We start from the raw sequence: 25,628 nt of genomic DNA, 5'->3' as shown, positions 1-25,628 counted from the left end.
TTTTCCATTTCAATTAACCGCAATGCGGATTACGTGTAAATTAATCAGATCATAAAGAGCTTTGATACGGCAAAATGTTCGAACGCAACATTTGGTTGGTGCCGAGACCGTAGTTGGAGCTCAGGCCGCGGAGTTCGATATTAAAGCCGATCGTGTTGTCATAAATTGCATGTTGCTGGGTGTTATCCCAACCGTTCAGCTTACGTTCGTAGCCGAAGCGAATGGCGTAACAGCAGGAGTTGTACTGTAAGCCCAGCATGGAGTCTGCTTCTTTGTTCACGTTGGTATCGAAGTAGTAAGCACCGACAATCGACCAGCGATCGGCGATCGGGAAGCTTGCCACTGCGCCCACCTGCGAAATCCCGTTCTTATACTGATCGGCCGTCGAGTAGTAAGAAGGCAGGGTTGCCTGGATATACTCTGAACTGGCATAACGGTAGTTCAACTGCAGCATACGGTTTTCGTCGCGGCGGTATTCGATACTGCTGCTGCTGGTGGCGATGCTATCCAGACGCGTGTCGTACTGGATCCCACTACGCAAACCCCAGCGATCGGAGATGCGCCAGTAGGTGTCTCCCGCCCAGACCAGCGAACCCGTTTTGTCGTCATTCTCCCATTTAATGTTGTCATCGCCAGTGCGAGACTCAGTGAAATAGTAGATTTGACCCACAGAAATATTAAAACGTTCAACGGCCGCGTCATCATAAACGCGAGATGTGACCCCGGTCGTTACCTGGTTAGCGGAAGCAATACGGTCCAGACCGCCATAAGTACGGTCGCGGAACAGGCCGCTGTAGTCAGATTGCAGCAGGGATGAGTCATAGTTATAGATATGGCTTTGGTCGCGATACGGGACGTACAGGTACTGGGCGCGCGGCTCCAGCGTCTGGGTATAGCCCGGCGCCAGCATTTGCATGTCACGCTCAAATACCAGCTTGCCGTCAACTTTAAACTGCGGCATGACGCGGTTGGCGGAATCATCCAGCTTGGTGGCGTTATTGGTGTTGTACCAATCCAAGTTGGTCTGTTGATAGTGCGTTGCCAGCAGTTTCGCTTCGGTATTGATACTACCCCAGTTATTCGACAACGGCAGATTGATGGTCGGTTCAAGGTGAACACGCGTAGCTTCCGGCATGTTGTCATTGGTGTTCACGAAATGGACCGCCTGGCCATAAATACGGGTATCAAACGGACCGACGTCATTCTGGTAATAGTTGACGTCTAACTGCGGCTGCGCAGAGTAACTGTTACTGTTTGCGGAATCGAAGACCTGGAACTGCTTGGTCGAAACCGTGGCGTCAAAGTTCTGTACCGCATAGCCGACGCTGAATTTCTGCGTGGCGTAGCCGTCGGTACTGGAGCCGTATTTGTTATCAAAATCATTAAAGTAACTGGTGTCGCTGACCTTGGTGTAGTCGATGTTGAAACGCCACACCTGGTCCATGACGCCTGAGTGCTGCCAGTAGAACAGCCAGCGGCGCGAATTGTCATCCTTCGGATGCTCATCTTCGTACACTTTATCGGAGTTCAGATAGTCGAACTCCATCAGGCCTGCGCCCGCCTGGGTGAGGTAGCGGAATTCGTTCTCCCACATGATGCCGCCACGACGGTGCATATAATGCGGCGTGATGGTGGCGTCCATATTGGGCGCAATGTTCCAGTAGTACGGGAGATAGAACTCAAAATAGTTATTAGTAGAGTATTTTGCGTTCGGGATCAGGAAACCGGAACGGCGCTTATCGCCGACGGGCAACTGTAAATAGGGGCTGTAAAAGACCGGAACCGGACCCAGTTTAAACCGGGCGTTCCAGATTTCCGCGACCTGTTCTTCACGATCGTGGATGACTTCGCTACCGACGACGCTCCAGGTATCGGAACCGGGCAGACAGGAGGTAAAGCTACCGTTTTCCAGAATAGTATAACGGTTTTCCCCACGCTGTTTCATCAGGTCGGCTTTCCCGCGTCCCTGACGACCTACCATCTGGTAATCCCCCTCCCAGATGTTGGTATCTTTGGTATTCAGATTAGACCAGCCCTTCGGTCCCTTCAGAATCACCTGATTGTCATCGTAGTGGACATTACCCAACGCATCGACGGTTCGTACTGGCTCCGGCTGACCTTCTGCCTGCTTCTGGTGAAGCTGAACTTCGTCGGCCTGCAGGCGGCTATTACCCTGCGCTATATCCACGTTGCCGGTAAACACCGCGTCATCCGGGTAATTCCCTTTCGCATTGTCGGCATTAATGGTGACGGGTAATTCATTGGTTTCGCCCTTCACCAGAGGACGGTTATAGCTCGGCACGCCCAGCATACACTGTGAGGCGAGATCGGCTGCCAGGCCCTGTTGGCTATAAAGGGCGCTGGCAATCATGGTGGCCAGAAGAGTGGGAATACGTTTTTTCATACGTTGTATTTATTGTTCCATCATCGGTAGCGTCGCGCGTGACAAACGGTCACAGCCTAACTTATCTCATCTTCACTGCGCTAGTGTTAATCCTGCCCATTTAGGCATCCGTGGTGTTAGGCACGGCATTGAATGACAGGTATGATAATGCAAATTATAGGCGATGTCCCACAATTGACCGCAGCCGTAAAACGGTAAAAGCAGCTTATATTGTGGGACATAGCCTGGCTGAGAGCACAAAGATTTGGGGAGTCTATGCAGTATTGGGGAAAGATAATTGGTGTAGCCGTGGCTTTAATGATGGGCGGCGGCTTCTGGGGTGTGGTTCTGGGCCTGTTAGTTGGCCACATGTTCGACAAAGCCCGCATGCGCAAAATGGCGTGGTTTGCCAACCAACGTGAACGCCAGGCGCTTTTTTTTGCCACCACTTTTGAGGTGATGGGACATCTGACCAAATCCAAAGGTCGCGTCACGGAAGCCGATATTCATATCGCCAGCCAGTTGATGGATCGGATGAATTTGCACGGTGATTCCCGTACTGCCGCGCAACACGCCTTCCGGGTGGGAAAATCAGACAATTACCCGTTACGTGAAAAGATGCGTCAGTTCCGCAGCGTCTGTTTTGGTCGATTCGATCTGATCCGCATGTTTCTGGAGATTCAGATCCAGGCGGCATTTGCCGACGGGTCATTGCACCCTAACGAGCGTGAAGTACTGTATGTGATTGCTGAAGAGTTGGGGATTTCGCGTACCCAGTTTGATCAGTTTCTGCGCATGATGCAGGGCGGGGCACAGTTCGGCGGCGGATATCAGCAGCAGTCCGGCGGTGGCGGCTGGCAGCAAGCGCAACGAGGCCCGACGCTGGAAGACGCCTGTAATGTTCTCGGTGTAAAAACAACCGACGATGCGACCACCATTAAGCGCGCTTATCGTAAACTAATGAGCGAACACCATCCGGACAAACTGGTGGCGAAAGGTTTACCGCCAGAAATGATGGAGATGGCCAAGCAGAAGGCGCAGGAAATTCAGAAGGCGTACGAGCTGATTAAAGAGCAGAAAGGATTTAAGTAAAGTGAATTGCCGGATGCGGCTTGCGCCTTATCCGGCCTACGTTAATGAATGTAGGCCGGGCAAGCGAAGCGCCCCCGGCATCAATTGGCTCTGCGTTTAAAAATCCGCCGGGACTTTAAACGTCATGCTGTTGCCGTATGCGGGATGGGTGATGGTTAACATCTCTGCGTGCAGCAGCAGGCGTGGCGCTAACGCCAGGGCTTCTGGCGGAGCGTAGAGGCGGTCGCCGAGGATCGGATGCCCTAATGCCAGCATATGCACACGCAACTGGTGGGAGCGTCCGGTTATGGGTTTGAGCACCACCCGGGCGGTGTTATCCGCCGCGAATTCGACCACTTCATACTCGGTCTGCGCGGATTTCCCGGTCTCATAACACACTTTCTGCTTTGGTCGGTTCGGCCAGTCGCAAATCAGCGGTAAATCAACCAGTCCCTCGGCAGGCGCCGGATGTCCCCATACGCGTGCGACATACTGCTTTTTCGGTTCGCGCTCGCGAAACTGGCGTTTGAGTTCACGCTCTGCCGCTTTAGTTAGCGCGACTACAATCACGCCGCTGGTTGCCATATCCAGACGATGTACGGATTCAGCCTGTGGGTAGTCGCGTTGAATACGCGTCATCACGCTGTCTTTGTGCTCATCCAGACGACCCGGCACGGACAACAAGCCGCTCGGCTTGTTGACCACCATAATGTGCTCATCCTGATACAGGATAACCAGCCAGGGTTCCTGCGGCGGATTGTAGTTTTCCATCCCCATGTATGGCTCCGTTACTGGTGCGTCACGACGATCAGACGCAGGGCATCCAGACGCCAGCCCGCCTGCTCCAGGCTTTCCAACACCTGCTGGCGGTTGCTTTCAATGGCGCTCAGTTCGTCATCACGGATGTTCGGGTTAACGGCACGTAGGGCTTCCAGACGCGACAGTTCTGCTGTCAGCTTCTCATCCGCTTCTTTGCGCGCCGCGTCGATCAGCGCACGGGCGGATTTTTCCACCTGCGCCTCACCCAACTGCAGGATGGCATGAACATCCTGCTGCACGGCGTTGACCAGTTTGCTGCCGGTGTGGCGGTTAACGGCGCTGAGCTGACGGTTAAAGGTTTCGAATTCAACCTGCGCGGCAAGGTTATTGCCGTTTTTATCCAGCAGCATGCGTACCGGCGTTGGCGGCAGGAAGCGGTTCAACTGCAGCTGTTTCGGCGCTTGCGCCTCTACAACGTAGACCAGTTCAACCAGCAGAGTACCGACCGGTAACGCTTTGTTTTTCAATAAAGAAATAGTACTGCTTCCGGTGTCGCCGGACAGGATCAGATCCAGACCATTGCGGATCAGCGGATGCTCCCAGGTAATAAACTGCGCGTCTTCACGCGACAGGGCGACATCACGTTCAAACGTAATGGTGCAGCCATCTTCCGGCAGGCCAGGGAAATCAGGTACCAGCATATGATCGGACGGCGTCAGCACGATTAAATTGTCGCCGCGGTCATCCTGATTAATACCGACGATATCAAACAGGTTCATGGCAAAGGCGATCAGGCTGGTGTCGTCATCCTGCTCTTCAATACTTTCGGTAAGTTGCTGAGCTTTTTCACCGCCATTGGAGTGAATTTCCAGCAGGCGATCGCGGCCTTGCTCCAGTTGGGCTTTCAGCGCCTCGTGCTGCTCACGGCAGGTTTTGATCAAGTCATCAAAGCCATCGGTATTTTCCGGCTCAGCCAGGAAGCCAATCAGATTGTTGTATACCGTGTCATAGATTGTACGTCCGGTTGGGCAAGTGTGTTCGAACGCATCCAGACCTTCGTGGTACCAGCGCACCAGTACGGATTGCGCGGTTTTTTCCAGGAACGGTACGTGGATCTGAATATCATGAGCCTGGCCGATACGGTCCAGACGACCAATACGCTGTTCCAGCAGGTCCGGGTTGAACGGTAGGTCGAACATCACCAGGTTGCTGGCGAACTGGAAGTTACGCCCTTCTGAGCCGATTTCAGAACACAGCATCACCTGGGCGCCGCTATCTTCTTCGCTAAACCAGGCCGCCGCGCGGTCACGTTCAATAATCGACATTCCTTCATGGAACACGGCGGCGCGGATCCCTTCGCGTTCGCGCAGGACCTGCTCCAGTTGCAGCGCGGTGGTCGCTTTCGCGCAGATAACCAGCACTTTTTGCGAACGGTGGCTGGTCAGGTAGCCCATCAGCCATTCCACGCGCGGATCAAAGTTCCACCAGGTGCCGGTGTCGCCTTCGAATTCCTGATAAATCTGTTCCGGGTAGAGCATGTCGCGAGCCCGGTCTTCCGCACTCTTACGCGCGCCCATAATGCCGGAGACTTTTATCGCGGTCTGGTATTGGGTCGGCAACGGTAATTTGATGGTATGCAGTTCGCGTTTCGGGAAGCCTTTCACACCGTTACGGGTGTTACGGAACAGCACACGGCTGGTGCCATGGCGGTCCATCAGCATCGAAACCAGTTCCTGACGCGCGCTCTGGGCGTCTTCGCTGTCGCTGTTTGCTGCTTGCAATAATGGCTCAATATCCTGCTCGCCAATCATGTCGCCTAACATGTTCAGCTCATCGTTACTCAGCTTATTGCCAGCCAGTAGCATGGCGACGGCATCAGCGACCGGACGGTAATTTTTTTGCTCTTCAACAAACTGGGCGAAATCGTGGAAACGGCTTGGATCCAGCAGGCGCAGACGTGCAAAGTGGCTTTCCATACCCAGTTGTTCTGGCGTAGCGGTCAGCAGCAGGATACCCGGTACGCGCTCAGCCAGCTGTTCAATGGCCATATATTCGCGGCTGGGCGCATCTTCGCTCCACACCAGGTGATGGGCTTCGTCGACAATCAGCAGATCCCATTCGGCGTCACACAGGTGCTCCAGACGCTGTTTACTGCGACGGGCAAAGTCCAGCGAACAGATAACTAACTGTTCGGTTTCAAATGGGTTGTAGGCGTCGTGTTGCGCTTCTGCATAACGCTCATCATCGAACAGCGCAAAACGCAGGTTGAAACGGCGCAGCATTTCGACCAGCCACTGGTGCTGTAGCGTCTCCGGGACGATGATCAGTACGCGTTCAGCGGCGCCGGAAAGCAGTTGCTGATGCAGGATCATCCCGGCCTCAATGGTTTTACCTAAACCCACTTCGTCAGCCAGCAAAACGCGCGGGGCGTGACGACGACCAACATCATGAGCAATGTTGAGCTGGTGGGGGATCAGGCTGGTACGTTGGCCGCGCAAACCACTCCATGGCATACGGTACTGTTCGCTCTGAAATTTACGCGCGCGATAGCGCAGCGCAAAGCGGTCCATACGGTCAATCTGACCGGCAAACAGGCGATCCTGCGGTTTGCTGAATACCAGTTTACTGTCGAGCAGCACTTCACGCAGCGTTACACCGGTTTCTTCGGTATCAAGGCGGGTTCCGATATAGGCAAGCAGGCCGTTTTCTTCTTTTACTTCATCGACATGCAGTTGCCAGCCTTCATGGCTCGTTATCGTATCGCCAGGATTGAACATCACGCGGGTCACGGGAGAATCACTGCGCGCATACAGACGGTTTTCGCCCGTCGATGAGAAAAGTAAAGTGACGGTTCGCGCATCCATGGCGACAACAGTACCAAGTCCCAGTTCGCTTTCTGTATCGCTGATCCAGCGTTGACCAAGTGTAAAAGGCATATATGTTCGGCTCTATATCTTTAATTGCAGGCAATACTCGTCATTTTCCGGGCTAACCCGGTTTTTGAGAGCATACGACCCCGCTACCAGGCTAATAAATCAGTGGTAGTGGTGTTAAATGGGTCCAGGAATGGAAAGGGCGCTATGGTACTGGATGGCGGCGGTTTCGTCACGCGTCAAAATAACCCCAGTTGCCCTGTGAGTAGTGTAGCAAAGTTATCATCGATAAAGGGAAGTATTCCCTCGGCAACCGGTTGTATCTGACGGGTCAGATAGTGCTCATAATCGAGAGCAGATTGCTGATAATCCACAGGTTCAGGGCCGTTTACTGTCCAGACATATTTAATGGTGCCACGGTTTTGGTACTGTGGCGCGCGACCTCGTTTTATATTCTGTTCATCAGCCAGTCGTGCCGCGCGGACGTGTGGCGGAACATTACGCTGGTATTCACTTAACGGGCGGCGCAGGCGTTTGCGGTACACCAGTTGTGCATCCAGTTCACCTGCCATCAGACGGTCGATGGTCTCGCGGACAAACTCCTGATACGGCTCGTTACGAAAAATTCGCAGGTACAGCTCCTGCTGGAATTGTTGCGCCAGCGGTGTCCAGTCGGTGCGAACCGTTTCCAGTCCCTTAAACACCATGCGTTGTTCAGCCCCTTCCTGAATCATCCCGGCGTAACGCTTTTTACTACCGGTATCCGCACCGCGAATAGTCGGCATCAGAAAGCGACAAAAGTGGGTTTCAAACTCCAGCTCCAGCGCGCTGGTCAGATTTTGTTGTTTTAGCGATTGCGCCCACCACGAGTTGACATGGCTCACCAGCTCCCGGCCAATCCGGGCGGCATCATCTTCTGAGTGCGCCTTTTTAAGCCAGACAAAGGTCGAGTCGGTATCACCATAGATAACGTCGTAACCCTGAGCCTCAATTAACGCTTTGGTCTGGCGCATGATCGCATGGCCGCGCATCGTGATTGATGAGGCCAGTCTCGGGTCGAAAAAGCGACAGGCGGTAGTACCCAGTACGCCGTAAAACGCATTCATGATAATTTTCAGCGCCTGCGAGAGCGGTTTATTCCCGTGGCGTTTTGCTTCTTCACGCCCGTGCCAGATCTGAGTAACGATCTCCGGCAGGCAGTGTTTTTCGCGTGAGAACCAGGCGTCAAGAAAACCTTCGGTGCTGTGCTCCCGATCCGGGTGCGCCATCCCTTCGATAAGCCCCACCGGATCGATCAAAAATGTACGAATAATTGAGGGGTACAGGCTTTTGTAATCCAGCACCAGAACGGAGTCGTACAATCCCGGGCGCGAGTCCATCACATAGCCGCCGGGGCTGGCGTGCGCGGGAACTTCTCCCAGATTTGGCGCCACGTAACCCGCCCGGTGCATGCGCGGAAGGTAGAGGTGGCCGAAGGCGGCAACCGAACCACCGTGACGGTCGACCGGCAGACCGTTGACCGTTGAGCGCTCCAGCAGAAAAGGCATGATCTCGGTTTTATGAAAAATGCGCGTGACCAGCTCACAGTCTTTGAGATTGTAGGTGGCGAGCGCGGGTTTATCCTGGGCAAACCGACGGTCAATTTCGTCCATTCGGTCCCACGGGTTATCAATCGATTTTCCTTCGCCCAGCAATTCTTGCGACACCGTTTCCAGCGAGAATGACGAGAAATTCCAGAATGCGGATTTGAGCGCTTCAATGCCGTCAATGATCAGTCGACCTTTGGCCTGCGCGAAGAACACGCCGTTTTTGAAGCCATGCTCGCGCCACTCCAGTTCGCTATTATCACGACCAAAACGCAGGGGGATGCGATAACGTTCGGCATGCTTTTGCAGGACGCGTAAATCGAATTGCACCACATTCCAGCCAATGATGACATCGGGATCATGACGGGCAATCCAGTCGTTGAGCTTTTCCAGCAACTGCGGTCGGCTAGCCACGTACTCAAGTTCAAAATCCAGCGCCGAGGCATCGCCGTTTGCCGGGCCGAGCATGTAGACAATACGCTGCCCGCAGCCTTCAAGACCGATGCAGTAGAGTTCACCATGCCGCGTGGTTTCGATATCCAGCGATACCCATTTTAGCGGCGGTCGATAGTCCGGGTTTGGCTTCAGGCGGGCATTAATCAGCGTGCCGTTATGTTTGTCGCCTTCGACCCAGATCGGGGACGTGATAAAGCGCTCCATCAGATATCGCTCTGGCGGGCGTACGTCAGCCTCATAAACGGTGATGTCGTTTTCGCGCAGGAGTTTTTCCAGCCGCATAAGCTGGCGGTGGGAGCGGCAATACAGACCCGAAACGGGCTGGCGGTGGAAATCTTGTAGCTGAAGCGGCGTCAAGCGATAGCCGTTCTCTGTACGTAATAATGATGTAACGCGCGGAACCTGACTGCCAGGTATAAACGCGACGGATTCCTGAGGCGCGAGCGTGACCAGCAGCGGCCCGTCGTCTGTCGCCAGCCAGAATGAGACCTCAGTTCCCTGCGGGGTGTCCCGCCAGTGCCGGGTTAAAATAAAGCCTGCCTGCGCCACGCTGTGTATCCATTAAAAAACCAAGCATGATTATAGCCTGGATTGCACGATTGTACTGTTATTTTGTACAGTTGTAAGATAAAAGTCGCGGTAAGATGCAGTCGCAGTGACAGTAAAATTCTTTTCGGGTACAAATTTTCAGTGTCGAACTATTTAATTTATGAATACAGTTTCTGGTTATACTTCCGTAAATTATTTGATTAGTCTGTTTTGATTATTTATTTAAATTACTACTTTTTGATTATGTGTTTTCCATAAATTGATAGTCTGCTTCAGGAGTTTTTTCACATTTTCAGAATAGTGCTCAACCCATTCTGCTACTTACCCCTCGGTTCAGAAAAAATTACACTTTTTTTAATTTGTTTTTATTCATGGTTAGTGTAACTATTTTAATCGAAGCATTCGGGTTGTCAGGTTGAATATAATATATATTATTGGATTACTATTGTCTGGATAAAAATAGATTTTCGGTACGATTTCGTCGGGAATATCTCTCTGCATAATTTGATTTTTATCTCCTGATGTAATTTTTATTCATCTGGCGGCTCGGGTGTTTTATATCAATAGCTTGGGTGTGTTGTGAAATGGAGAGGTGTTATGAATGTTTATACTCAGGCGTTACAGGTAGGATATGACCACTATTTATTTGTTAATACTCAGCTATGTAACCCGACTATTAAGTCGGTAAGTCAATACATTGAGTATAGAACATGGTCAGGTCAAATCTGGCGCTCTGAGATTATTGATCGTGGGAATGCCTTCTTTCACTGGCAAGGACAGGACAGAATAAATGGGCATCGTGATACGGTTATTAATTATCTGTTGAACGGCCAACGCTGGCAGTCAACAATTGCAGATTATATTTTCTTTCATTCTCTGGATGGCGAAGAGGCGCTGGGACATTATGATAATGTGATTAAATACGTTTGTGCTAATAATTGTGTGTATCGAAGTACGTTTGCGGAATATATAACTCAATAATAAGAAGGCGCGTCATTGTTTCCGGACGCGCCTGGCGTCATTTCACTGACCGTAATAGGCTTTTGCGCCATGTTTACGCAGGTAGTGTTTATCCAGCAGGGTTTGTTGCATATCCGGCAACTGCGGCGCGAGTTGGCGGCAGAATATCCCCATATAGGCGACTTCTTCCAGCACGATGGCGTTATGCACCGCATCTTCGGCATTTTTTCCCCAGGCGAACGGACCGTGAGAGTGCACCAGTACGCCTGGCATCTGCGCTGCGTCAATCCCTTTTTTCTCAAAGGTTTCGACGATCACATTCCCGGTTTCCCACTCGTATTCCCCGTTAATCTCGCTGTCGGTCATTTTACGTGTGCAGGGAATGGCGCCGTAGAAATAGTCCGCATGGGTGGTACCCGTGGCCGGGATCGACTGACCCGCCTGCGCCCAGATTGTCGCGTGGCGCGAGTGGGTATGAACAATGCCGCCAATGGTCGGGAATGCCTGATATAACAAACGGTGCGTTGGGGTATCGGAGGAGGGCTTTTTCGTGCCTTCAACGACTTCCCCGGTGGCGATACTGACAACAACCATATCGTCTGCGGTCATGACGCTGTAATCGACACCGGAAGGTTTAATCACAAACACGCCGCGTTCGCGATCGACGGCGCTAACGTTACCCCAGGTCAGCGTCACCAGGTTGTGCTTGGGCAGTGCCAGATTCGCTTCCAGTACCTGACGTTTAAGATCTTCTAGCATGTAAACTCCTGAATGCCGGATGGCGTTTCGCTTATCCGGCCTACGGTGATTTATAGGCCCGGTAAATGAAATGCCACCGGGCAATCCGTTTCACCAATTAACGTTTGAACCCGTAATACACTTCGTTCCAGCGCAGCGCGTCCTTAAAGGCCGGCAGACGGGTCTCGTTATCGATCACTGCGATCTCGATATCGTGCATTTCAGCGAACTGGCGCATATCGTTCAGATCCAGCGCATGGCTGAAGACGGTGTGGTGCGCGCCGCCGGCAAGGATCCAGGCCTCAGATGCGGTTGGTAGATCCGGCTGGGCCTTCCACAATGCGTTAGCCACCGGCAGTTTCGGCAGGTCGTGCGGCGTTTGCACCGTGTCGATGCAGTTAACCAGCAGGCGATAACGATCGCCGAGATCGATCAGGCTGGCGACCACTGCCGGGCCGGTTTTGGTGTTGAAGATCAGACGGGCAGGATCGTCTTTACCGCCAATGCCGAGGTGCTGAACGTCGAGGATCGGTTTCTCTTCCACAGCGATTGACGGGCACACTTCCAGCATGTGTGAGCCGAGCACCAGATCGTTGCCTTTCTCGAAGTGGTAGGTGTAATCCTCCATAAATGAGGTGCCGCCCTGCAGACCGGTTGACATCACCTTCATGATGCGAAGCAGAGCGGCGGTTTTCCAGTCGCCTTCGCCCGCAAAGCCGTAGCCTTGCTGCATCAGACGCTGTACGGCCAGACCCGGAAGTTGTTTCAGGCCGTGCAAATCTTCAAATGTCGTCGTGAAGGCGTGGAATCCGCCCTGCTCAAGGAAGCGCTTCATTCCCAGTTCAATTCGGGCGGCTTCCAGTACGTTCTGACGTTTCTCACCATGGACTTGTGTGGCCGCCGTCATGGTGTAGGTGCTTTCATACTCGTCGATCAGCGCGTTGATTTCGCCGTCACTAATTGCGTTCACTACCTGCACCAGGTCGCCCACGGCCCAGGTATTTACCGAGAAGCCGAATTTGATCTGTGCGGCAACCTTATCGCCGTCAGTGACCGCCACTTCGCGCATGTTGTCGCCAAAACGGCAGACTTTCAGATGGCGGGTATCCTGTTTGGACACCGCCTGACGCATCCAGGAGCCAATACGCTCGTGCGCCTGCTTATCCTGCCAATGGCCGGTGACCACGGCGTGCTGCTGACGCATACGCGCACCGATGAAGCCGAATTCGCGACCGCCGTGTGCGGTCTGGTTCAGGTTCATAAAGTCCATATCAATGCTGTCCCACGGCAGGGCGGCGTTGAATTGGGTGTGGAACTGCATCAGCGGCTTATTGAGGATAGTCAGACCGTTAATCCACATTTTGGCTGGAGAGAAGGTGTGCAGCCAGACCACCAGACCTGCGCAGCGATCGTCATAGTTGGCATCACGACAGATAGCGGTAATTTCGTCAGGTGAAGTACCCAGCGGTTTTAACACCAGTTTGCAGGGCAAGTTAGCTTCCGTATTCAGTGCGTTAACAACGTGCTCGGCATGTTGGGTTACCTGACGCAGGGTTTCCGGGCCATACAAGTGCTGGCTACCAATCACAAACCACACTTCATAGTTATTAAAAATTGTCATTGTCGTGTCCTTAATGAGTCAGGGTTGCCAGGTCTACCGGGGCTTGTTGCGCCGGAGCGGCAGTCGGAAGGTATTGTTGTTCAGCGCTTACCGCCCACTGCTGGTAGCGGCGGTAAAGTTGTTCAAAACGTTGAGCCTGTTCTGGGCGAGGTTGCATCGTCTTTTCTACTGCGCTCGCCATGTGTTGCTGGGCGGCTGGAATGTCTGCATGGACCTGCGCGGCAACGGCGGCGAAGATAGCCGCACCGAGCGCGCAGCACTGGTCTGAAGCGACAATCTGCAGCGGACGGTTTAGCACGTCGCAGCAGGCCTGCATGATGACCGGGTTTTTACGCGCGATACCGCCGAGCGCCATGACGTTGTTAACCGCAATGCCTTGTTCGGTGAAGCATTCCATGATGACGCGCGCGCCAAAGGCCGTGGCGGCAATCAGACCGCCGAACAGCGCTGGCGCATCAGTTGCCAGATTCAGGTCGGTAATGACGCCTTTCAGACGCTGGTTGGCATTCGGCGTACGACGACCATTAAACCAGTCGAGCACCACCGGCAGGTGATCCAGCGACGGATTTTTCGCCCAGGCTTCGGTGAGCGCTGGCAGTAGCTGTTTTTGGCTGGCTTTAATCTGGGTTTTCAGTTCCGGGTGCTGCGCAGCAAGCTGTTCCAGCGGCCAGCTCAACACGCGGCTAAACCAGGCATAGATGTCGCCGAAAGCAGATTGCCCCGCTTCCAGACCGATAAAATGCGGCACCACGCTGCCATCAACCTGCCCGCAAATGCCTTTCACCGCGCGTTCGCCAACGCTGTGTTTATCGGCAATCAGAATGTCGCAGGTAGACGTGCCGATGACTTTCACCAGCGTATTGGGCTGTGCGCCTGCGCCGACCGCGCCCATATGGCAGTCAAAAGCGCCGCCTGAAATCACCACGCTTTCCGGTAGACCCAGGCGCTGCGCCCACTCGGCACACAGAGTGCCAACCGGCAGGTCCGCCGTGAAGGTATCGCTAAACATTGGGTATTGCAGATGGCGGTTGAGGATGGGGTCGAGTTCGTCAAAGAAACTGGCTGGCGGCAGCCCCCCCCAGCTTTCATGCCACAGGGATTTATGCCCGGCGCTGCAGCGACCGCGACGAATATCCTGGGGGCGCACAGTATTGGAGAGCAGGGCCGGAACCCAGTCACACAGCTCAATCCATGAGACCGCCGCCTCGGCGACCGCGTGGTCCTGGCGAGTCACGTGCAGGATTTTTGCCCAGAACCATTCGCTGGAATAAATACCGCCAATATAGCGGGAGTAATCGATCTTGCCTGGCGTGTGGCACAGGCGAGTAATTTCTTCGGCTTCTTCTACCGCAGTGTGATCTTTCCACAGAACAAACATCGCATTCGGGTTTTCCGCAAACTCCGGGCGCAGCGCCAGTACGTTGCCGTCGGCATCGATAGGCGCCGGGGTTGAGCCGGTACTGTCAACGCCAATCCCGACCACTTCTGCGCGTTGTTCCGCGCTCAGTTCGGCGAGTACGGTTTTCAGCGCCGCTTCCATGGATTCAATGTAGTCGCGCGGATGATGGCGAAACTGGTTGTTTGGGCCGTCGCAAAACTGCCCTTCCTGCCAACGTGGGTACCACTCAACGCTGGTGGCGATTTCTTCACCAGTGGCACATTCCACCGCCAAAGCGCGTACCGAATCACTACCAAAATCGAGGCCAATTGCAATCGCCATCGTCTTACTCCATCCAAAAATACGGGTATGGATAAACAGTAGTGACCAGGGATAAAAACCGTCAGGCAGGATTCGCTAATCTTATGGACTAAAATGCTGTGGCATCACAAAGTGTGACGCCGTGCAAATAATCAATGTGGACATTTCTGCCGTAGTTATAGACACTTTTGTTAGCCGATTTTGACGTTGGCGTGGTACATGTTTTTTACAAATTGCTTTTCACAAGCGGGGTTGATGGTCCATTACCGCAAACAACTGTGGCCCGCCGGGACGACGGCGATGATGTCTGGCGTAATATGGACAAATTGTTTCTTAGCAGAACCCAGGGAGTATTGAAATTATGGCTGAAACGCAAAACGATCCCCTCCTGCCGGGCTATTCGTTTAACGCACATTTGGTGGCTGGATTGACCCCCATTGAGGCGAACGGATACCTGGATTTTTTTATCGACAGGCCGCTGGGGATGAAAGGCTATATCCTCAATCTCACTATTCGTGGGGAAGGGGTCATTAATAATCAGGGCAAGCAGTTTGTCTGTCGACCTGGCGATATTTTGCTTTTTCCGCCTGGCGAAATTCACCACTACGGACGCCATCCTGACGCCAGCGAGTGGTATCACCAGTGGGTCTACTTCCGGCCACGCGCTTACTGGCAGGAGTGGCTGGCCTGGCCGGCCATTTTTGCCCAGACCGGTTTCTTTCGCCCTGATGAAGCGCATCAACCGCATTTCAACGAACTGTTTGGGCAGATCATCAATGCCGGGCAGGGAGAGGGACGCTATTCCGAACTGCTGGCGATTAATTTGCTGGAGCAATTGTTACTCCGACGTATGGAAGCCATTAATGAGTCGCTGCACCCGCCAATGGACAACCGCGTTCGTGATGCCTGTCAGTACATTAGCGATCATCTGGCGGACAGCAATTTTGATATTGCCAGCGTCGCACAGCATGTCTGCCTGTCGCCTTCCCGTTTGTCACACCTGTTCCGCCAGCAATTGGGCATCAGCGTATTAAGCTGGCGTGAGGATCAGCGAATCAGTCAGGCGAAGCTACTGCTGAGTACCACACGAATGCCTATCGCCACGGTGGGTCGCAACGTCGGCTTTGATGACCAGCTCTATTTCTCTCGCGTTTTCAAAAAATGTACCGGCGCCAGTCCGAGCGAGTTCCGTGCTGGATGTGAATAAAAAGTGAATGATGTGTCCTGAAAGTTGTCATAACTGGCAATCTATTCAGACAATTGATGGCTTGACGAAGTTGAGAAGGGTTATCAAAATCCCTGCTTCGTAAATCTGACGGACACATTATGCAAGCATTGCTGGAACACTTTATCCTCCAGTCCGCCCTGTACTCTCTGATCGCCGTACTTTTGGTGGCCTTTTTGGAGTCTCTGGCGCTGGTTGGTCTGATTCTGCCTGGCACCGTGATGATGGCGGGGCTGGGGGCGCTGATTGGCAGTGGCGAACTGAATTTCTGGCATGCCTGGCTTGCGGGCATCGTCGGTTGCCTGTTGGGGGATTGGATCTCCTTTTGGTTGGGCTGGCGCTTTAAAAAGCCGCTGCACCGTTGGTCGTTCATGAAAAAGAACAAGGCGCTGCTGGATAAAACCGAGCATGCGCTGCATCAGCACAGCATGTTTACCATTCTGGTGGGCCGTTTTGTCGGCCCAACGCGTCCGCTGGTGCCGATGGTGGCGGGTATGCTGGATCTGCCTGTCGCAAAATTTATAGTCCCCAATATTATTGGCTGCGTGCTGTGGCCGCCGTTCTATTTCCTGCCGGGTATTTTGGCGGGCGCGGCAATCGATATTCCTTCCGATATGCAGAGCGGAGATTTCAAATGGCTGCTGCTGGCGACGGCGTTGCTGCTGTGGGTTGGAGGCTGGTTATGCTGGCGGCTGTGGCGCAGCGGCAAAGCGGCAGTCGATCGTTTAACTGCGTATTTCCCCCGCAGCCGTTTACTGTATCTGGCGCCGTTGACGCTCGGGATCGGCGTGGTCGCGCTGGTGGCGCTGTTGCGTCACCCGCTGATGCCGGTATATATCGATATTCTGCGCAAAGTTGTGGGTTACTAACGATTCCCTTGCCGGATGACGGCTTCGCCTTATCCGGCCTACGAAATATGAGGCTTGATGCCTAACAGCGCTGAGGCGCTGACTTGACCGCTTAGTAGCTCGTCTGTTTTGCCTTGCCACGCAATGCGTCCGTCGGCGACCACGATTGACCGGGGCGCAATTCGCGCCGCATCTTCGACGCTGTGGGAAACCATCAGCAGCGTAAGCTGCTTATCACGGCAGACCTCGGCGACCAGGGTTAACATCTCCTGACGCAGCGCGGGATCGAGCGCAGAGAACGGTTCATCGAGCAGCAAAATGGGTTGCTCCCGCACCAGACAACGCGCCAGCGCCACACGTTGTCGCTGCCCGCCGGAAAGCTCACCGGGGAGTCGCTCCAGCAGTGAATCGAGCCCCATTTGCCGGGCGATGTGGCGCATTTTTTCCCGCTGCGATGCGTTCAGTTTTAATCCCGGATCAAGACCCAGACCGATGTTTTGCCACACGCTCAGATGGCTGAACAGATTGTTTTCCTGAAACAGCATGGAGACGGGACGACGCGAAGGAGGCGTTGCGGTGTGATCTTCACCTTCAATCATCATTGTGCCGCTGGCAGGCGCAAGAAAGCCGGCAATCAGATTCAATAGCGTACTTTTCCCGGCGCCGCTGGGCCCGAGTATTGCGACCTTCTCACCGCGCGAGACTGACAGCGTAAAGCGCATGGGCAAATGGTGGTAAAGCCATGTGATATCAATCAGTTTTAACATTTCTACGGGGCAATTTCTCAATAACGGTAAACAGCGTAAAACACAGGATCAGCAGCAAGAGCGCCGTAACCGCGCCATCCTGACTGCGATAAGATCCAATCTGCTGATATAGATAAAACGGCAAGGTGCGGAAATCCTCATTGCCAAATAACGCCACCACGCCAAAATCGCCAATCGACAGTACGCAGGCAAAAGCCATCGCCTGCGCCAGCGGACGTTTCAGTGCCCGCAGTTCAACCACTTTCAGCCGCGACCATCCCTCAATTCCCAACGACTGGCACAACATACTGTAGCGTGCGGTCACGTCACGCATTGGGTTTTCCAGTACCTTCAGCGCGTAAGGGATCGCCATCAGCGCGTTGGTGAAAATCACAATGCCGTCGGCGGATTCGGGGAGACCAACGGTGTTATTGAGCAGCAGAAAGAAGCCGGTTGCCAACACGATGCCCGGCATGGCGAGGATCATCATGCCGCTAAGCTCCAGCACCTGGCCTGCCAGCACCTGCTGTCGGGCGCGCAGTTCGCGACTGCTCCATAACAGCATCATGGTGAGTATCACGCACAATGCCCCTGCCGCCAGCGCGATGCGCAGTGAAGTTCCCAACGCCTGCCACAGAACCGGCTGCATAAGCACATCCAGAAGCTGGCGGTTAAGACCATCGACAATCACTGCCAACAGCGGCGGCAGCAACAGCAACAGGGCCAGGAAAATCAGCAAGGAGTCTGCCAGACGGCTGTGCAGACGATCGTCGGGATCGCGCCAGTCCTGAACCAGCGTGGTGCCGGGCGCAATAGCGCGGCTCAGGCGTTGACTGAGGAGCACCAGCGCTAAACAACACAGCATCTGGATCAACGCCAGCATAGCGGCACGGGCGGGATCGTAATCGAAATTCAGCGCCTGATAGATAGCCAGCTCAATGGTGGTGGCCTGCGGCCCGCCACCCAGCGACAAAACGGTGGCGAAGCTGGCGAAGCACAGCATAAAGATGAGCGCGGCGACGGGAAGGATCTGACGGCGTAACCATGGCCATTCGACAAAGCGGAAGAAATGCCAGCCGCGGATACCCAACTGAGCGGCTAACTGTCGCTGTTCACCGGGAATATTTTCCAGCGACTGCAACAGCAGACGGCTGGCCATCGGCAGATTGAAAAAAACGTGCGCCAGCAGAATACCCTGCAAACCGTACGGCGAAAACGTCCACTCCAGCCCGAATATCTGCCAGAGTGAGGCTAACCAGCCCTGACGGCCATACACGCTGAGAATGCCAAAGACCGCGACCAACACCGGCAGGATTAACGTCATCGCGCACAGGCGTAGCAGCGCCAGACGTCCGGGGAAACGGCGGCGATAAAGTGCTCTGGCAAGGAAAATTGCCGGGACAACCGACAACACTGCGGATAAAAAAGCCTGCCAGAAAGAAAAACGCACCACGTGCCACAGGTAGTCGTCTCGCCACAGCGAGAGCCATTCTCCTTGTGGGGCGTTAAACCATAGCGCCAGAAACGCGGCCAGGGCTACTGCGACCATCAGCGTGGCGGCAGAAAGCCCTGGAAGCAGCCAGCCGGGAATTAACGGCTGACGGCGCGTTGCCATTCGCTAATCCATGTCTGACGCTGAGCCGCAACCTGCTGCGGGGTAAATTCCAGCGCGGTGGCCGGTTTCTTCAGTTGCTCAAATCCTGATGGGAGAGCAACCTGCGTCACCGGATACATCCAGTTGCCGGTCGGAATGGCATTCTGGAATGCCGGAGAAACCATAAACTTGAGGAACGTCTCAGCCAGTTCCGGCTGCTTGCTGGCCGCGGTGCGGGCGGCGACTTCCACCTGCAAATAGTGACCTTCACTAAAGTTGGCGGCGGCGTAGTTATCTTTTTTCTCGTCAATGATGTGATAGGCCGGAGAGGTGGTGTAGCTCAGTACCAGATCGCTTTCACCTTTCAGGAACAGGCCGTAGGCTTCGCTCCAGCCCTTGGTGACGGTGACGGTTTTGGCTGCCAGTTTCTGCCACGCCTCCGGTGCTTTGTCGCCATAGACTTTTTGCATCCATAACAGCAGGCCCAGCCCTGGCGTGCTGGTGCGCGGGTCCTGATAAATGACGCGCCATTTCTGATCGCTTTCGACCAGCTCTTTCAGGCTCTTTGGCGGATTTTTCAGCTTGTTTTTATCATAGACAAAAGCGAAGTAGCCGTAATCAAACGGAACAAAGGTGTCATTTTTCCAGCCGCCGGGTACGTCAACGGCGTCGTTTGCGACATTGCTCTTGGCGAACAGTTTGGTTTGCGTGGCGGCTTCCAGCAGGTTGTTATCCAGTCCCAGCACGACGTCGGCTTTGCTGTTTTTTCCTTCCATGCGCAGGCGGTTAAGCAGCGAGACGCCATCTTCCAACGCGACCAGCTTCAGTTCGCAGTTGCAGTCAGCTTCAAAGGCTTTTTTGATTGTCGGGCCAGGCCCCCAGTCCGCAGCGAACGAATCGTAGGTATAGACGGTCAGCACCGGTTTGGCGAAGGCAGGCGCTGCGCACAGCAGTAAAAGCGGAAGACATTTTTTAAACACTTTGCACCTCAAGAGTTGGGTGGCAAAGGACTTGAGATAAGCCTCAAATCCCTTCGCCGGCATTATCCGGATCAGGTTCGACGGGTATCTCTCAGCCCATACACTTCATCATTCACGCTGCCTCTGTGTTGGCTGCGCTCGCTCACCCCAGTCACATAGTTATCTATGCTCCTGGGGATTCACTCGCTTGCCGCCTTGAGGCATCATGAATGATTTTGTGTATGTTTTTTATTTAGCACCCCGTTGAGAACGGCGTTAGTGTAGTGATTTTGTTGCCGGGCAGCAATTAAGAGCTGGCTCTTAGGGATCCGGCGGCGCAAACCATGCCGATTTAAAATCAAACCAGCCGAGGGTATTCATGCGTAGCCCGCGCATACTGCGCTGGCCCTGAATGATCAGCCAGTGGTGGATCAACGGCACAATAGCCTTTGTGGCGAGCAGCTGTTGGCACCATGCCGCCAGGCTCATTTCACCGGTTCGCCAGCGGGCCGCATCGTTTTCCCAGTCGCGCGAGATACAGTTTTGCAGCAGCGGGACTTCGCACAAATGAGCGAACAGCGAGAAATCCAGCGGTAGGGTAAAGTTGGCGCTGTTGAGCCAGATATCACTGACTATTTCACCTGCATGCCACTGATCGTAGTCGATCTCCTGAATGTTTAGCTGTACCTGATGCTGCGCCAGCAACGTTTTCATGATCTGCGCGATAATCCGATGTTCGATGTGATCGCGATAGTAAGTGAGCGTTAGCGTTTCCAGCCCGGCCGGTTTTTCACCATGCCCGGGTTTGGCGTGGTGCCAGCGGGGGAGTAACCCATAGGCGGGAAACCACAGTCTCTGGTACTGTTCGTCGGCGTGACAGATTAAATTGGTTGGCGAGAGAACCCGGCTTGCCCACTCGCGAACCTCCTGATTAGCACCACGATGGGTGCGTGTATCAAACAGCAGGTAGTAGCAGCCTTCTTCCAGTCGACTTTCAATCGCCTTTTCATCCTCCGTGGGACCTTTTAGCGTCAACCCGCCGCCCGGCTCTTCGCCGATGTCAGGTAATACCCAAACGTTAACTTCATCGATCAGCGCCCGGTAGCCGAAGTAATCATCAAATGCGCGAATTTTCAGTTGGTTATTAGTATTGCGCATCACGGCATATGGGCCTGTGCCAATCGGATGGCTGGAAAAGTTATTTAGCGTTTCCCATTCTCGCGGCAGGATCATGGCGGGGACTTGCCCCAGTAGCCAGGGAAGCCAGCGGTCCGGTTGGGCAAGATGGATATCCAGCGTCCAGGCGGTGGGCGAGACGATTTGCGTAATGTGCGAATACAGCGGCAGCGCGTTGATGCGCTGTAGCGAAGTAATGACATCCTCCATTTCCAGCTCACGGCCATGATGAAAATGGATCCCCGGGCGCAGGAAGAATCGCCAGTGTAAAGGCGAAATCTGCTGCCAATGATGCGCAATGTCGGCTTCCAGTTCCCCATTTTCCTCATTTACCAGAATTAAGGAACTGAAGATTTGTCGGGCAATATGGGTTTCGGAGCGGCGTAACGCCGTGCCGGGGAGCAGATTGCGCATAGGGCGATAATAGAGGACGCGCATGATGTGCCGCCCCTGGCGAAAACTGCGTCCCAGGTGGGAAACCAACATTTGTCTGACGGCCGTTTTATCACCGACCAGTTGCACCAGTTGATCGATACGATCCTGTTCCAGCAGGTCTTCTGCCCGCTGCTGCTGGAGCGCCAGCCCGGTATAGAGAAATGTCAGGCGCGAGCGTTTACCCCGCCCAACTTCGGCTTCCCACGTTAACCAGCCGCGATCCTGCATGGTATTAAGCAGGGTGCGCATATGACGGCGCGAGCAGCTCAGCAGCTCCGCCAGTTCGTTTAGCGTCGTGTCTTGCGTTTTGCCGTCACAGCATTGCCACAGACGGATGAACTGTTGTTGCAAACGACCAGAAGACATAAAAGGGGAACTCCTGCGGAAAACTCAGCAATTTTATTATCCCTATATTAAGCCAATAATAGATTCCGATGAAGCGATGAGACAACGAAGGGGTCATCTATGCGTCAGTTCTGGTTGAAGTACTTTACTGCGACGGAAAAATCGTCCTGGTTGGCTTGCCTGAGCGCACCGCAGCGCTTAAAGATGCTTGAAGAACTGATGCAGTGGGAGGTGACAGCCTGACCTCCGAATTGCGAGTTGCAGACATCATGTGTGACTGAGTATTGGTGTTAATCGCCGCGCCAGCAGGTATTATCTGCTGGCTTTTTTCGTTTCAGCTGCGCTTAAAAGGAAAGATATGCTCTGGATTATGACCATGGGACGGCGCCTTAACGGCGTTTACGCGGCATTTATGCTGGTCGCTTTTATGATGGGTGTGGCCGGGGCGTTGCAGGCACCCACGCTGAGCCTGTTTCTGAGCCGTGAAGTCGGGGCGCAGCCATTTTGGGTCGGGCTGTTTTATACCGTCAACGCTATTGCCGGGATCGGGGTCAGCCTTGGTCTGGCGAAACGATCCGATAGTCAGGGCGATCGGCGAAAACTGATCATGTTCTGTTGTCTGATGGCAATCGGCAACGCGCTGCTGTTTGCCTTTAATCGCCACTATCTCACGCTGATCACCTGCGGTGTGCTGCTGGCTTCGCTGGCAAATACCGCCATGCCGCAGCTGTTTGCGCTGGCGCGGGAATATGCCGATAGCTCGGCGCGTGAAGTGGTGATGTTTAGCTCGGTGATGCGTGCGCAGCTTTCGTTGGCGTGGGTGATAGGGCCGCCGCTGGCTTTTATGCTGGCGCTGAATTACGGTTTCACGGCGATGTTTTCCATTGCCGCAGGCATTTTTGCCATCAGCCTGGTGCTGATCGCGCTGATACTGCCATCTGTGGCTCGGGTGGAGCAACCTGTCGATGTGCCGCTGGAACAGGCCAGCGGTTGGCAGGACAAAAATGTACGCATGCTGTTTATTGCCTCCACGCTGATGTGGACCTGCAATACCATGTACATCATCGATATGCCGCTGTGGATTAGCCTTGAGCTGGGCTTGCCGGACAAGCTGGCCGGGATCCTGATGGGCACCGCGGCCGGGCTGGAAATTCCGGCGATGATTCTGGCGGGCTACTACGTGAAACGCTTTGGTAAGCGGCGCATGATGATCGCGGCCGTGGCGGCGGGCGTACTGTTTTATCTTGGTCTGATCTTCTTTCACAGCCGCACGGCGCTGCTGGTCCTGCAGCTGTTTAACGCGGTATTTATCGGCATTATCGCTGGGATAGGAATGCTGTGGTTTCAGGATCTGATGCCGGGGCGCGCGGGATCGGCGACCACATTGTTTACTAACAGTATTTCAACGGGCGTGATTCTGGCGGGAGTGATTCAAGGAGCGGTGGCGCAAAGCTACGGGCATTTTGCCGTTTACTGGGTGATTGCGGCGATTTCGGTGGTCACGCTGGTGATGACCGGGCGGGTGAAGGACGTTTGATTTATAAAGTGCCGGATGGCGGCGTAACGGCCTGATCCGGCACAACAATGACTAGCGCATAAACGCGGGCTGCCTGTCTTCGTATTCGGTGATGGCGGCTTCGTGCTGCAGCGTCAGCCCGATGCTGTCCAGACCGTTCAGCATGCAGTGGCGGCGGAAGTCATCGATCTTAAAGCTGTAGGACTTATCGCCCGCTTTGACGACCTGCGCCACCAGATCCACTTCAAATGTAATCCCCGGATTGGCTTTCACCAAGGTAAACATTTCATCGACCTGCGCGTCGTTCAGGGTTACCGGCAGCAGTTGGTTGTTGAAACTGTTGCCGTAGAAGATGTCGGCGAAGCTTGGCGCGATCACTACTTTAAAGCCGTAGTCGGTCAGCGCCCACGGCGCATGTTCACGTGAAGAGCCGCAGCCAAAGTTTTCCCGCGCCAGCAGAATCGACGCGCCTTTATATTCCGGAAAGTTCAGCACAAACTCTGGATTTGGCTGTTGACCCTTTTCGTCCAGGAAACGCCAGTCGTTAAACAGATGGGCGCCAAAACCGGTGCGTGTGACCTTCTGCAAAAACTGTTTCGGGATAATTGCATCGGTATCGACGTTGGCGGCATCCAGTGGGACAACCAGGCCGGTATGCTGGGTAAATTTCTCTGCCATGGTAGTTTCCTTATTTGATGCTGCGAATGTCGGCGAAGTGGCCGGTAACGGCGGCGGCGGCGGCCATCGCCGGGCTGACTAAATGCGTGCGGCCACCGCGGCCCTGACGACCTTCAAAGTTACGGTTGCTGGTGGATGCGCAGCGCTCGCCTGGGTTCAGGCGGTCATTATTCATGGCCAGGCACATGGAACAGCCCGGTAAGCGCCATTCAAATCCTGCTTCGATAAAGATCTTGTCCAGACCTTCCGCTTCCGCCTGCGCTTTCACCGGACCAGAACCCGGCACCACCAGTGCCTGTACGCCCGGCGCGACTTTGCGCCCTTTGGCGATTTCCGCCGCGGCGCGTAAATCTTCAATGCGCGAGTTGGTGCAGGAACCGATAAAGACTTTATCGATAGCCACTTCTGTTAACGGAATGCCAGGTTTCAGCCCCATATACGCCAGCGCTTTTTCCGCCGATGCGCGCTCAACGGGATCGGTAAATGATGCCGGATCGGGAATATAATCGTTCACCGAGATCACCTGACCCGGATTCGTTCCCCAGGTGACCTGCGGCGCGATCTCTTCTGCTTGCAGAGTGACGACGGTATCAAACGTTGCGCCGTCGTCGGTTTGCAGCGTTTTCCAGTACTCAACCGCGTGGGCAAAATCCTCGCCTTTCGGCGCATGTAAACGCCCTTGCACATAGTTAAAGGTGGTTTCATCCGGTGCGACCAGACCCGCTTTGGCCCCCATTTCAATGGCCATGTTACACAGGGTCATACGGCCTTCCATGCTCAGCTCACGGATGGCTTCGCCGCAAAATTCAACCACATGCCCGGTACCGCCCGCGCTACCGGTTTTACCGATAATCGCCAGCACGATATCTTTCGCCGTGATGCCCGGCGCGGCTTTGCCGTTGACTTCAATCTTCATGGTTTTGGCGCGACCCTGTTTCAGGGTTTGCGTTGCCAGCACATGTTCAACTTCTGAAGTGCCAATACCGAACGCCAGCGCGCCGAATGCGCCGTGGGTGGCGGTGTGGGAGTCGCCACAGACGATGGTCATTCCCGGCAAGGTCACGCCTTGCTCAGGCCCCATCACGTGGACAATACCCTGATACGGGTGATTCAGGTCGTACAGTTCAACGCCAAATTCATTGCAGTTTTTGATCAGTTCCTGCATCTGAATACGCGCCATTTCGCCGGAGGCGTTAATGTCTTTGGTTTGCGTTGAGACGTTGTGGTCCATGGTGGCGAAGGTTTTACCCGGCTGGCGCACCTGACGGCCATGCGCGCGCAGACCATCAAACGCCTGCGGGGAGGTGACTTCATGCACCAGATGGCGGTCGATATACAGCAGCGGGGTTTCGTTTTGCGCCTCAAAGACTACGTGCGCATCAAATAATTTTTCGTATAACGTTTTGGCCAT

Annotated in this window: 19 protein-coding genes; 6 read left to right on the top strand and 13 right to left on the bottom strand. The window is 54.2% G+C overall.

Going from position 1 to position 25,628, the window contains the following annotated elements:
- Window positions 1-49 precede the first annotated feature (49 nt).
- Entirely contained in the window at window positions 50-2,404 is a 2,355-nt protein-coding gene (gene lptD / locus AC534G_RS21080) for an LPS assembly protein LptD (protein ID WP_110498757.1), read from the bottom strand.
- A 255-nt stretch (window positions 2,405-2,659) separates the two neighbouring features.
- Here lptD and djlA point away from each other — a divergent pair, with 255 nt between their 5' ends.
- Window positions 2,660-3,475, top strand: coding sequence for a co-chaperone DjlA (gene djlA / locus AC534G_RS21075; protein ID WP_003845702.1), 816 nt, complete (start codon window positions 2,660-2,662; stop codon window positions 3,473-3,475).
- A gap of 96 nt (window positions 3,476-3,571) precedes the next feature.
- Here djlA and rluA read toward each other — a convergent pair whose 3' ends face one another.
- The 3 genes from rluA to polB form a co-directional block, all read right to left on the bottom strand.
- Window positions 3,572-4,231 carry a bifunctional tRNA pseudouridine(32) synthase/23S rRNA pseudouridine(746) synthase RluA gene (gene rluA, locus AC534G_RS21070; protein ID WP_110498756.1) on the bottom strand — a complete coding sequence of 220 codons (660 nt, stop codon included), beginning with the start codon at window positions 4,229-4,231 and terminating at the stop codon, window positions 3,572-3,574.
- An 11-nt stretch (window positions 4,232-4,242) separates the two neighbouring features.
- Window positions 4,243-7,149: an RNA polymerase-associated protein RapA gene (rapA, locus tag AC534G_RS21065; RefSeq protein WP_038637132.1), complete on the bottom strand. Its 2,907-nt coding sequence runs from the start codon at window positions 7,147-7,149 to the stop codon at window positions 4,243-4,245.
- Between the two features lie 176 nt (window positions 7,150-7,325).
- Window positions 7,326-9,677, bottom strand: coding sequence for a DNA polymerase II (polB, locus tag AC534G_RS21060; protein WP_199952530.1), 2,352 nt, complete (start codon window positions 9,675-9,677; stop codon window positions 7,326-7,328).
- A 597-nt stretch (window positions 9,678-10,274) separates the two neighbouring features.
- On the opposite strand from polB, the gene AC534G_RS21055 reads away from it, so the two are divergent.
- The gene (locus AC534G_RS21055) at window positions 10,275-10,658 is read left to right on the top strand and encodes a DUF4751 family protein (RefSeq protein ID WP_069324070.1); all 384 of its coding nucleotides are present in this window, start codon (window positions 10,275-10,277) and stop codon (window positions 10,656-10,658) included.
- Window positions 10,659-10,700: 42 nt separating this feature from the next.
- On the opposite strand, the gene araD is transcribed toward AC534G_RS21055, so the two are convergent.
- From araD to araB, 3 genes are all read right to left on the bottom strand, one after another.
- Window positions 10,701-11,396, bottom strand: a complete 696-nt coding sequence (araD, locus tag AC534G_RS21050) for an L-ribulose-5-phosphate 4-epimerase (RefSeq protein ID WP_069324069.1) — start codon at window positions 11,394-11,396, stop codon at window positions 10,701-10,703.
- Window positions 11,397-11,493: 97 nt separating this feature from the next.
- A complete protein-coding gene (gene araA, locus AC534G_RS21045) occupies window positions 11,494-12,996 on the bottom strand; it encodes an L-arabinose isomerase (protein ID WP_069324068.1) in 1,503 nt (500 codons plus the stop codon).
- Between the two features lie 10 nt (window positions 12,997-13,006).
- Window positions 13,007-14,716: a ribulokinase gene (araB, locus tag AC534G_RS21040; protein ID WP_199983110.1), complete on the bottom strand. Its 1,710-nt coding sequence runs from the start codon at window positions 14,714-14,716 to the stop codon at window positions 13,007-13,009.
- 340 nt (window positions 14,717-15,056) lie between these two features.
- Here araB and araC point away from each other — a divergent pair, with 340 nt between their 5' ends.
- Together araC and AC534G_RS21030 are read left to right on the top strand one after the other, a co-directional pair.
- Entirely contained in the window at window positions 15,057-15,902 is an 846-nt protein-coding gene (gene araC / locus AC534G_RS21035) for an arabinose operon transcriptional regulator AraC (protein WP_006686679.1), read from the top strand.
- A 119-nt stretch (window positions 15,903-16,021) separates the two neighbouring features.
- Window positions 16,022-16,789, top strand: coding sequence for a DedA family protein (locus AC534G_RS21030; RefSeq protein WP_038637157.1), 768 nt, complete (start codon window positions 16,022-16,024; stop codon window positions 16,787-16,789).
- Window positions 16,790-16,827: 38 nt separating this feature from the next.
- Here the strand turns inward: AC534G_RS21030 and thiQ are convergent, their stop codons facing one another.
- The 4 genes from thiQ to sgrR form a co-directional block, all read right to left on the bottom strand.
- Window positions 16,828-17,535, bottom strand: coding sequence for a thiamine ABC transporter ATP-binding protein ThiQ (gene thiQ, locus AC534G_RS21025; RefSeq protein WP_110498752.1), 708 nt, complete (start codon window positions 17,533-17,535; stop codon window positions 16,828-16,830).
- Window positions 17,519-19,129, bottom strand: a complete 1,611-nt coding sequence (gene thiP, locus AC534G_RS21020) for a thiamine/thiamine pyrophosphate ABC transporter permease ThiP (RefSeq protein ID WP_110498751.1) — start codon at window positions 19,127-19,129, stop codon at window positions 17,519-17,521. Before thiP ends, thiQ begins: the two co-directional genes overlap by 17 nt.
- The gene (gene thiB, locus AC534G_RS21015; protein WP_110498750.1) at window positions 19,105-20,088 is read right to left on the bottom strand and encodes a thiamine ABC transporter substrate binding subunit; all 984 of its coding nucleotides are present in this window, start codon (window positions 20,086-20,088) and stop codon (window positions 19,105-19,107) included. The genes thiP and thiB overlap by 25 nt, the downstream gene beginning before the upstream one ends.
- A 300-nt stretch (window positions 20,089-20,388) precedes the next feature.
- Window positions 20,389-22,044, bottom strand: a complete 1,656-nt coding sequence (gene sgrR / locus AC534G_RS21010; RefSeq protein WP_038637166.1) for an HTH-type transcriptional regulator SgrR — start codon at window positions 22,042-22,044, stop codon at window positions 20,389-20,391.
- 99 nt (window positions 22,045-22,143) lie between these two features.
- Here sgrR and sgrT point away from each other — a divergent pair, with 99 nt between their 5' ends.
- Both sgrT and AC534G_RS21000 read left to right on the top strand, forming a co-directional pair.
- A complete protein-coding gene (gene sgrT / locus AC534G_RS21005) occupies window positions 22,144-22,266 on the top strand; it encodes a glucose uptake inhibitor SgrT (RefSeq protein ID WP_016151681.1) in 123 nt (40 codons plus the stop codon).
- A gap of 115 nt (window positions 22,267-22,381) precedes the next feature.
- A complete protein-coding gene (locus AC534G_RS21000; RefSeq protein WP_085048318.1) occupies window positions 22,382-23,560 on the top strand; it encodes a sugar efflux transporter in 1,179 nt (392 codons plus the stop codon).
- Window positions 23,561-23,611: 51 nt separating this feature from the next.
- Here the strand turns inward: AC534G_RS21000 and leuD are convergent, their stop codons facing one another.
- Complete coding sequence (gene leuD / locus AC534G_RS20995; RefSeq protein ID WP_110498749.1) at window positions 23,612-24,217, bottom strand: 3-isopropylmalate dehydratase small subunit; 606 nt, start codon at window positions 24,215-24,217, stop codon at window positions 23,612-23,614.
- Between the two features lie 10 nt (window positions 24,218-24,227).
- The gene (gene leuC, locus AC534G_RS20990; protein ID WP_110498748.1) at window positions 24,228-25,628 is read right to left on the bottom strand and encodes a 3-isopropylmalate dehydratase large subunit; all 1,401 of its coding nucleotides are present in this window, start codon (window positions 25,626-25,628) and stop codon (window positions 24,228-24,230) included.

This window comes from Citrobacter sp. CRE-46 (assembly GCF_059615875.1).
Note: the sequence above shows the minus strand (reverse complement) of the source record. Positions and strands in the feature narration are given on the sequence as shown.

Coding starts and splice junctions, on each gene's coding strand:
- araB (WP_199983110.1), bottom strand. CDS start 14,716: ATGGCGATTGCAATTGGCCTCGATTTTGGTAGTGATTCGGTACGCGCT.
- AC534G_RS21030 (WP_038637157.1), top strand. CDS start 16,022: ATGCAAGCATTGCTGGAACACTTTATCCTCCAGTCCGCCCTGTACTCT.
- leuC (WP_110498748.1), bottom strand. CDS start 25,628: ATGGCCAAAACGTTATACGAAAAATTATTTGATGCGCACGTAGTCTTT.
- araD (WP_069324069.1), bottom strand. CDS start 11,396: ATGCTAGAAGATCTTAAACGTCAGGTACTGGAAGCGAATCTGGCACTG.
- thiQ (WP_110498752.1), bottom strand. CDS start 17,535: ATGTTAAAACTGATTGATATCACATGGCTTTACCACCATTTGCCCATG.
- lptD (WP_110498757.1), bottom strand. CDS start 2,404: ATGAAAAAACGTATTCCCACTCTTCTGGCCACCATGATTGCCAGCGCC.
- sgrR (WP_038637166.1), bottom strand. CDS start 22,044: ATGTCTTCTGGTCGTTTGCAACAACAGTTCATCCGTCTGTGGCAATGC.
- araC (WP_006686679.1), top strand. CDS start 15,057: ATGGCTGAAACGCAAAACGATCCCCTCCTGCCGGGCTATTCGTTTAAC.
- AC534G_RS21055 (WP_069324070.1), top strand. CDS start 10,275: ATGAATGTTTATACTCAGGCGTTACAGGTAGGATATGACCACTATTTA.
- thiP (WP_110498751.1), bottom strand. CDS start 19,129: ATGGCAACGCGCCGTCAGCCGTTAATTCCCGGCTGGCTGCTTCCAGGG.
- rluA (WP_110498756.1), bottom strand. CDS start 4,231: ATGGGGATGGAAAACTACAATCCGCCGCAGGAACCCTGGCTGGTTATC.
- rapA (WP_038637132.1), bottom strand. CDS start 7,149: ATGCCTTTTACACTTGGTCAACGCTGGATCAGCGATACAGAAAGCGAA.
- AC534G_RS21000 (WP_085048318.1), top strand. CDS start 22,382: ATGCTCTGGATTATGACCATGGGACGGCGCCTTAACGGCGTTTACGCG.
- araA (WP_069324068.1), bottom strand. CDS start 12,996: ATGACAATTTTTAATAACTATGAAGTGTGGTTTGTGATTGGTAGCCAG.
- sgrT (WP_016151681.1), top strand. CDS start 22,144: ATGCGTCAGTTCTGGTTGAAGTACTTTACTGCGACGGAAAAATCGTCC.
- djlA (WP_003845702.1), top strand. CDS start 2,660: ATGCAGTATTGGGGAAAGATAATTGGTGTAGCCGTGGCTTTAATGATG.
- leuD (WP_110498749.1), bottom strand. CDS start 24,217: ATGGCAGAGAAATTTACCCAGCATACCGGCCTGGTTGTCCCACTGGAT.